Source organism: Streptomyces sp. ISL-96 (assembly GCF_018614035.1).
Taxonomy (GTDB): Bacteria; Actinomycetota; Actinomycetes; order Streptomycetales; family Streptomycetaceae; genus Streptomyces.
In genome coordinates this window covers 36,478-44,236 of sequence record NZ_JAGGPA010000051.1, presented here as the reverse complement: position 1 = coordinate 44,236, position 7,759 = coordinate 36,478, and the positions used below count along the sequence as shown (strand labels likewise).

Sequence of the window (7,759 nt, the reverse complement as noted above, 5' to 3'; positions counted from 1 at the left end):
CGCCCCCCCCCACCCCCACCCCAACGTCCACCCCCACCGACCGCACCCCCACCGAAACGCCAACAGCCTCCCAACAGTCCGCACCCCCCGAGCCCCCCACCGGCTTCCGCCGCGTAACAGACCCCGCCGGCTTCTCCCTAGCCGTCCCCGACGTCTGGTCCCGTACGAACGCCAACGCCGGCCAGATCACGTACTCCGGCTCCACCGGCATGGAGCACCTCCTCATCGGCGTCGTCCACAACCCCCCGTACGCCACCTCCTACGAGAACTTCCTCAACATCGAACAGAAGGCCAAGGCGAACCAGAAAAACTTCCAGCGCCTGCGCCTTGAGCCCAACACCTTCCAGGGCCGCCCGGGCGCGATCTGGGAGTACACGTTCACGGACAAGCAGACGGGCGAGACCCTCCACGCCATCGACCAGGGCTACATCGCGCCGAACGGCACGGACTACTCGATCTACACCAAGAGCAGGGACCGGGACTGGCAGTATGCCCGCAAGATCTTCGACACCGCACTCTCCACCTGGTCCCTCGGCTGATCGTGGCACGCCCGCACCGCTCCACACACACCCTTCGGACCGGTGGTCACCACGCCCCAATAGACTGCCTCCGACCTGTGCCGCAAGGCACGCGACGCCGAGTCTTACGGGAGATCCCGCCGTGACCGAGCCCCTGTCCGAGCACACCGCAGATGTGATCGTCGTCGGGGCCGGACCCGCCGGCTCCACCACCGCCTACTACCTCGCCAAGGCGGGACTCGACGTACTCCTCCTCGAAAAGACCGCGTTCCCGCGCGAAAAGGTCTGCGGCGACGGTCTGACGCCCCGCGCCACCAAGCAGCTGGTCTCGATGGGCATCGACATCTCCGAAGAGGCGGGCTGGCTCCGCAACAAGGGCCTGCGCATCATCGGCGGCGGCGTCCGCCTCCAGCTCGACTGGCCGGAACTCGCCTCGTACCCCGACTACGGGCTCGTCCGCAAGCGCGACGACTTCGACGAGCAGCTGGCCCGCCAGGCCCAGAAGGCCGGCGCCCGCCTGCACGAGCGCTGCAACGTGGGCGAGCCGATCATCGATGCCCGTACGGGCCGGATCACCGGCGTCAACGCCAAGCTGGGCGAGGAGAAGACCCCGGTCACCTTCCACGCCCCGCTGGTCGTCGCCGCCGACGGCAACTCCACCCGCCTCTCCCTCGCCATGGGCCTGCACCGCCGCGAGGACCGCCCGATGGGCGTCGCGGTCCGTACGTACTTCACTTCCCCCCGCCACGACGACGACTACCTGGAGTCCTGGCTGGAGCTGTGGGACCGCCGCGGCCCGCAGGACCGCCTGCTCCCCGGCTACGGCTGGATCTTCGGCATGGGCGACGGCACCTCCAACGTCGGCCTCGGCATCCTGAACTCCTCCAAGGCGTTCAAGGAGCTGGACTGGCGCGAGGTCCTGAAAGCATGGTGTGCCTCCATGCCGGAGGACTGGGGCTACACCCCCGACAACATGACGATGCCGATCCGCGGCGCCGCGCTCCCCATGGCCTTCAACCGCCAGCCGCACTACACCAAGGGCCTCCTCCTCGTCGGTGACGCGGGCGGCATGGTGAACCCGTTCAACGGCGAGGGCATCGCGTACGCCATGGAGTCGGGCCAGATCGCCGCCGACGTCATCGTCCAGGCCCACGCCCGCGCGACCCCCGCCCAGCGCGAACTGGCCCTGCACGCTTACCCGAAGATCCTCAAGGAGACGTACGGCGGCTACTACACGATGGGCCGCGCCTTCGTGAAGCTCATCGGCAACCCGAAGGTCATGAAGATCGCGACCCAGCGCGGCCTGACCCACCCGGTGCTGATGAAGTTCACTTTGAAGATGCTGGCCAACCTGACCGACCCGACGGGCGGCGACGCGATGGACCGCATCATCAACGGCCTGGCCAAGGTCGCCCCCAATTCATGATCCGCCTTTCGCTGCTCACCGCTTGGCGGTGAGCAAGCCGCTCCCCCTGCCGGCGGCCGGGCTCGGAGCTGGGATTCAGCAGGCATGCGCCGCGACTGGCCCGCGTGAGTCAGGCGCGGGGCAGTTGGTCGTCCTTCACGGCGGATACGAAGGACGACCAGGCGGTCGCGCCGAAGGCGAGGGCAGGGCCGTGGGGGATCTTGCTGTCGCGGACGGGGGTGACGCCGGGCAGGCCTTCGGCGACCTCCAGGCAGTTGCCTTCGCTAGCTCCGCTATAGCTGGACTTCCGCCAACTAACGGTGTGCTCAGTGCTGTTCATGCTCCTCGTATTCCTCTGCAACAGCCTTGATGAGGGCGAGTGACTCCCGGTGTGACAACACGTCGCCCAGGGCGAGGTCGTAGATCGCTTGGCAATGGTGCACTACCGCTGGATCATCGAGGATCGCTCCCGTCTTGACGCCTTCAACGTAGGCGATGGGCGGGGAATCTTCGAGCCATGTCAGAGTCAGACTGCTCTCCATCAAGGCGTGCGCTCCTACGGAGAACGGCAGTACATGGAGGCGAATGCGCTCACGGTCGCCCAGTCGCTGAAGGTGTCGCAGCTGCTCGGCCATGACGCCTGGCCCGCCGACCGGGCGCCGTAGCACGGCCTCGTCCAGCATCGTCCACAGGACGGGCGTCACGGGATTGTCGAGGATACGGGCGCGACCGAGGCGTGTGACGAGAGCGCTGTCACGCTCATCATCGCTCTTGGGCGGAAACGTGAACCGGAACACAGCGCGGGCGTACTCCTCCGTCTGCAATAGCCCCGGCACCAGGGAAGACGCGTACTCGCGGATCATGGTGGCCTGTTGCTCGAACTCGGCTGCCGCCGCGAAGTGGACCGCCACCTTGCGCGAGTCCAGCGTTGGCAGAAAGCGCTCGAACACCCCGCCAGTGTCCAGTACTTGATCGAGGCGTTTCGCGTCATCCAGCGACGGTTTGCGTCGTCCGCCCTCGATATGGGCGATGTGCGTACGCGACATGATCGCCTGCTGGCTCAGCAGCTCCTGCGTGAGTCCCGCATCCTCGCGGCGCTTCCGCAGCTCATCCCCGTAGGGGAATCGTGATTCCGGTACGTCAGTGCCCATGTGCCCAACTCCCTGTGTGACCACGTCGGTGTCACGGGCCACCTACTGGCGAGCCTAAGCGGAGCGCGCTCAAGCTGTAACCAAAAGTAGCGAAACGGTGCGACGGGAGTGACCTGCAATGGCCGACATGGACGAGCCGAAGCGAAGTGAAGCGCGGGCGCGGCTGGCGGAGTTCATTGCCGACTACGGGACGGGCGGGGTGCTGCGGCTCGACGCTGCGGGGGAGCCGATGGAGGGGGTGGAGCTCCCGCCGGGGTCCATGGCGTACCCGCCGTGCCGGTGTCCTCGGTGCCGGGACGGAGCTTGAGCTTCGGGGGGCGAGGGTCGAGATCCTTTTGCTAGGAATGGTGGGTGGGGACTGTTCCCACCCACCCTCCCTGTCAGCGGCGATGACTTTTTGTGATCGGGTCGCGACACAGTGCTGTCGCCGTGTAGCGTGCGGCACGACGAAACGACCCCCATGCGGTGTTAGCAGCACCACACAGGGGTCTGACCAACAAGATCGAAGTGAGCGATCCCATGGCTGTCCAGCAGCTTAGCCGTGCCCTGCACGCCCCCGCCCACCCCATGGCCAAGCCCGGCTTCGGGAAACGGTCCGCGCCCGGCCAAGAGCCCCGCCGGGGTCGGGATTTCGCACATCTGCCCAGGCGTGAAGCCGCCATCGCCGGTTACATCGACCGGCTGCCCGACGGCGCCGACATCTCCATCAAGGCGCTGGCCAGGGAAGTCGAGGGCTTCGGGCAGTGTGCCATCGGCACCATTCTGCGGAAGTTGTCCGAGGCCGGGCATCTGCGGCGCGTACGCCGGGACGTGCAGGACGCCGAGGGGGCGCGGTGGGTCTACCGGACGTTCTTCACGCGTACCGCCCGCTCCGACGCCTGGTGGGCCGAATTCCTCGCCGACAACGTCCCGCAGTCCGGAATGGCCGACCCCGCCCCCGTACAGGAGCCGGAAGCGCGCGGCTACGACGCGCTCGCCCGGCTCGTCCACCGGCACCCGCAGCTCGCCCTGTCCGCCGTGGAATGCGAGGTGTTGGGTGAGCTGGCGGGGGAGTGGTTCCGGCGGGGAGCCAGTGAGGCGCAGCTTGAGCGGGCCGTCGCGTCGATGCTGCCCGACCCCGTGCGGCACCCCTTCGGGTTCGTGCAGAACCGGTTGATCGACCGGCTGCCGCCCGAGGCCCCGGCGCCCGTCCAGGGCCGGTACGTCATGGAATGCACCGACTGCCACGCCCCCGGTACGCCGGAATCCCTGCCCGGCGGCCTCTGCCGGATCTGCCGCAGCGAGCCGCGCGTGCGCCCGGACGACGACCGGCCCCGACTCCCCGCCGACGTCGTACGCGGAAAGGCGGCGCGGCTGCGGGACTCGGTCCGTACGTACAAAATCCGTCCGGCGCCCTGATCGTCGGCGCCGCCCTCGGCGCCGCCCTCAGCGCAGTTGCTCGGGGGTGACCAAGGGGTTGAGCGGCGGCAGCGTGCTGGGCGGCGCCGGCCGCTGGCGGAGGGACGGGGAGGGCTTGGCCGGGTCGCTGAGTGCTCCGTCGACGTACTGGAACAGTGCCGCCCCTATCGGGTCCGGCTTCGGCTTGTTGTTCTCGTCGAAGCGCTCGTACTTCATGAGGTTGTAGCCGATCGCGACCTGTCTGCGGCCGTCCTCGGTGGACAGTGCCCAGGTGCCCGCTCCGAAGACGCCGCCGTCGTGGCCCCAGTACCAGCCGCCGCTGGGCATGCGCAGGGTGTAGATGCCGAGGCCGTACCGCATGGCGACTTCCTGGCCCGGCTCGGGCTCGTAGGACGGGACGGTGGTCTTCATGGCGCGCAGTTCGGCGGGGGCGAGCAGCTTGCCGCCGAGCAGTTGGCGGTAGAAGTCGTTGAGGTCGCGCATGGTCGACACCATCGCGCCCGCCGTACCGGCCCAGGACATGTCGTAGGCGCTGAAGTCGCGGGCCGGCTCTATGTAGCCGTACATCGACTCGTACATCTTGGCGTGCGGTCCGGAAATGTAGGGCGAGCGCGGGAAGTAGGTGTGCCGCAGCCCGGCCTTACGGATGACATTGCGGGTGATGTACGTTTCCGCGTCCTGGCCGGTGACCTTCTGCAACAGCAGCCCGGCGATGACGTAGTTGGTGTTGGCGTACGCGTGCGTGCCGCGCTCGGCGGTGGGCGGGGCCGCGAGTCCGAGGCGGGCGAGGTATTCCGGGTCAAGGCGGCGGAAGCGGTTGTCCTCCAGGACCTTGCCGGGGTTTTCGAGGAGGCCAGGGAAGGCGGGCAGGACGTAATCGGCGATGCCGCTGGTGTGGTTGAGCAGCATGCGGACCGTCACCTGTCGGCCCCGCTCCCCCGGTATCAGTTCGGGCAGGTAGCGTCCGATGGGCGCGTCCAGTTCGATGCGGCCCTTGTGGACCTGCTGGAGGACGGCCACTGCGGTGAAGGTCTTGGTGATGCTGCCGATCCGGTGCTCGAAGTCGGGGCGCATCCGGCGCTCGGTGTCCAGGTCGGCGAATCCGGTGGCTCCGCGCCACTGCTGCGAACCGTCGCGGACGGCGGAATAGGCCCCGTATATACCGGCCTTGTGAATCGCCGCGAGGGAGTCGCGGAGAGCCGGCCGGTCGAGACGGAGGTCTGGTCCGGCTAAGGGCGCGGCGGAGGAATCGGACCAGGCGGTGGTGGGGGTGGCTGACGCGGGCAACGCCGCGTGCGCCGGCGCGACTCCCGCCGCAAGCGACAGAACGGCGACCGAGGCCACCGCCGCCAGGCGACCTCTCCGGTGCTTCGGGTGGCGGCGATTGTTCGGGTGGGCGAGGCGCATGGTGGCTCCTTTTTCGTCACTCGTTCACGGCGCGTGTTCGATTCCTCCATCCTCATGGCGCCGCTGAGAGCAGCCCTCCACCCGCAGAACGACCTTTTGCACGGGAGCAGATGACAAATGTCAGGCTTCCGCGATTCACCCGAACGAGGAAGTGACGTTGAGCACATCGCTGGTAACTTAGAGTGAGTTCTTGACCGTCTCATATGCCAGTGGGGGTTGCCGTGGCCGCGAGTCCGATCGAAGTGGGTTCCAAGGACGCGCGCTATGAGGCTCTGCGCCGGGGGTTCAACCAGCGCTGGATCGCCAAGCCGGACTTCGTGGTGGTGGCTACGACGGCGGACGACGTGGTGTCGGCGCTCAGCAAGTTCTGCGGCAACCCGGCGAATTCCGAGCGCCGGATCACGGTGCGCTCGGGCGGTCACTGCTACGAGAACTTCGTCTCTTCCGGGGACGTCGGGGTCATCATCGACGTGAGCCAGATGAACCGCGTCTACTTCGACCCGGAGATGGACGCGTACTGCATCGAGGCGGGCGCGACGAACTGGCACAGCACCACCCAGCTCTACCGGTCGACCGGCCTGGCCCTGCCCGGCGGCTCCTGCTACTCGGTGGGGCTCGGCGGCCACATCTCGGGCGGCGGCTATGGGCTGCTCTCCAGGGACTTCGGCCTGACGGTGGACTACCTGTACGCCGTCGAGGTGGTCACCGTCGCCGACGGTAAAACCCCCAAGAAGACGGTGGCCTGCAAAGACTCGACCGACGCTTCGCTGCGCGACCTGTGGTGGGCGCACACCGGCGGTGGCGGCGGCAACTTCGGTGTCATCACGCGCTATTGGTTCCGCGGCCTGCGGCAGCCGCCCGCCCAGGTGCTGGCCAGGTCCGTCGCCTGGGAGTGGAAGGACTTCCTCGCGCGCCCCGACCTCTTCAAGTCGCTCGTCCGCCGGTACGGGCAATTCTTCGAGTACGAGAACAACGGAACGCTCCCGGCCGCCTCCTTCGGCACCTACAAGTACCGGGACTTGTTCACCCTGCTGAAGCTCACCCACATGAGCAGCGGCAAGGTCGGTCTGATCATTCAGCTCGACGGCGTGAAGAAGGACTCGGTGCAGCGCCTCGAGGCATTCATGAATTGGATCACCGCGGATTTCAAGACCGGCGACACGTACCACGTCGAAGAGACACCACTGGACCAGGCGATCGGCGAGCATCCCGCGATGGGCTCGCTGTTCATCCCCACCCGGCTCCCTTGGCTCACCGCCACGCAGAGCATCAACGACTCGGGCAGCCCCAACCGCTGCGGCAAGTACAAGTCGGCGTACATGACGAAGGGATTCACCGAGCACCAGATCGACGCGATCCACCGCCATCTCACCGACGCCAGCTACTCCAACCCCGACGCCTTGGTTCAGGTCGATTCCTACGGCGGCGCGATCAACGACATGGGCACGGAGGAGACGGCTGTGCCGCAGCGCTCCTCGGTCATGAAGCTCCAGTACCAGGCGTACTGGACCTGGGGCACGGACGCCGACAAGAACGGGGTCTACGACTACGTGGACGCCGAGCAGGACCCGGAAATCGCCGGGCCTCATCTGCGCTGGATCAGGAACTTCTACCAGGACGTCTACCGGCCCACCGGTGGAGTGCCGGCGGTGGTCGATCCGGCGTACCCCGCGACCAAGGACGCGAACACGGACGGCTGCTACATCAACTACCCCGACGTCGACATCTCGGACACGAAACTCAACACGCTGGGCCAGCCCTGGCACCAGCTGTACTACAAGAGCAGCTACGAGCGCCTGCAACGGGCCAAAAAGCTCTGGGACCCGCACAACATCTTCCGCTACGCCCAGTCCATCGCCGTGCCCAAAACCACATAGGCG

Annotated in this window: 6 protein-coding genes and 1 pseudogene; 4 read left to right on the top strand and 3 right to left on the bottom strand. The window is 67.3% G+C overall.

Going from position 1 to position 7,759, the window contains the following annotated elements; genetic code table 11:
• Both J7E96_RS28090 and J7E96_RS28085 read left to right on the top strand, forming a co-directional pair.
• Window positions 1-539: pseudogene (locus J7E96_RS28090) on the top strand (hypothetical protein); the annotation flags it as partial.
• Between the two features lie 121 nt (window positions 540-660).
• The gene (locus J7E96_RS28085) at window positions 661-1,944 is read left to right on the top strand and encodes a geranylgeranyl reductase family protein (RefSeq protein ID WP_215135136.1); all 1,284 of its coding nucleotides are present in this window, start codon (window positions 661-663) and stop codon (window positions 1,942-1,944) included.
• Window positions 1,945-2,053: 109 nt separating this feature from the next.
• Here the strand turns inward: J7E96_RS28085 and J7E96_RS28080 are convergent, their stop codons facing one another.
• Window positions 2,054-2,263: a DUF397 domain-containing protein gene (locus J7E96_RS28080; RefSeq protein ID WP_215135134.1), complete on the bottom strand. Its 210-nt coding sequence runs from the start codon at window positions 2,261-2,263 to the stop codon at window positions 2,054-2,056.
• A complete protein-coding gene (locus J7E96_RS28075; RefSeq protein WP_215135132.1) occupies window positions 2,250-3,074 on the bottom strand; it encodes a helix-turn-helix transcriptional regulator in 825 nt (274 codons plus the stop codon). The genes J7E96_RS28080 and J7E96_RS28075 overlap by 14 nt, the downstream gene beginning before the upstream one ends.
• A 519-nt stretch (window positions 3,075-3,593) precedes the next feature.
• On the opposite strand from J7E96_RS28075, the gene J7E96_RS28070 reads away from it, so the two are divergent.
• A complete protein-coding gene (locus J7E96_RS28070) occupies window positions 3,594-4,472 on the top strand; it encodes a hypothetical protein (RefSeq protein ID WP_215135129.1) in 879 nt (292 codons plus the stop codon).
• Between the two features lie 27 nt (window positions 4,473-4,499).
• Here J7E96_RS28070 and J7E96_RS28065 read toward each other — a convergent pair whose 3' ends face one another.
• The gene (locus J7E96_RS28065) at window positions 4,500-5,879 is read right to left on the bottom strand and encodes a serine hydrolase (RefSeq protein ID WP_215135127.1); all 1,380 of its coding nucleotides are present in this window, start codon (window positions 5,877-5,879) and stop codon (window positions 4,500-4,502) included.
• A 221-nt stretch (window positions 5,880-6,100) separates the two neighbouring features.
• Between J7E96_RS28065 and J7E96_RS28060 the strand changes: the two genes are divergently transcribed.
• Window positions 6,101-7,756 (top strand): FAD-dependent oxidoreductase, encoded by a 1,656-nt coding sequence (locus J7E96_RS28060; protein WP_215135125.1) that lies wholly within the window; start codon window positions 6,101-6,103, stop codon window positions 7,754-7,756.
• Window positions 7,757-7,759 lie beyond the last annotated feature (3 nt).

Coding starts and splice junctions, on each gene's coding strand:
- J7E96_RS28080 (WP_215135134.1), bottom strand. CDS start 2,263: ATGAACAGCACTGAGCACACCGTTAGTTGGCGGAAGTCCAGCTATAGC.
- J7E96_RS28075 (WP_215135132.1), bottom strand. CDS start 3,074: ATGGGCACTGACGTACCGGAATCACGATTCCCCTACGGGGATGAGCTG.
- J7E96_RS28070 (WP_215135129.1), top strand. CDS start 3,594: ATGGCTGTCCAGCAGCTTAGCCGTGCCCTGCACGCCCCCGCCCACCCC.
- J7E96_RS28065 (WP_215135127.1), bottom strand. CDS start 5,879: ATGCGCCTCGCCCACCCGAACAATCGCCGCCACCCGAAGCACCGGAGA.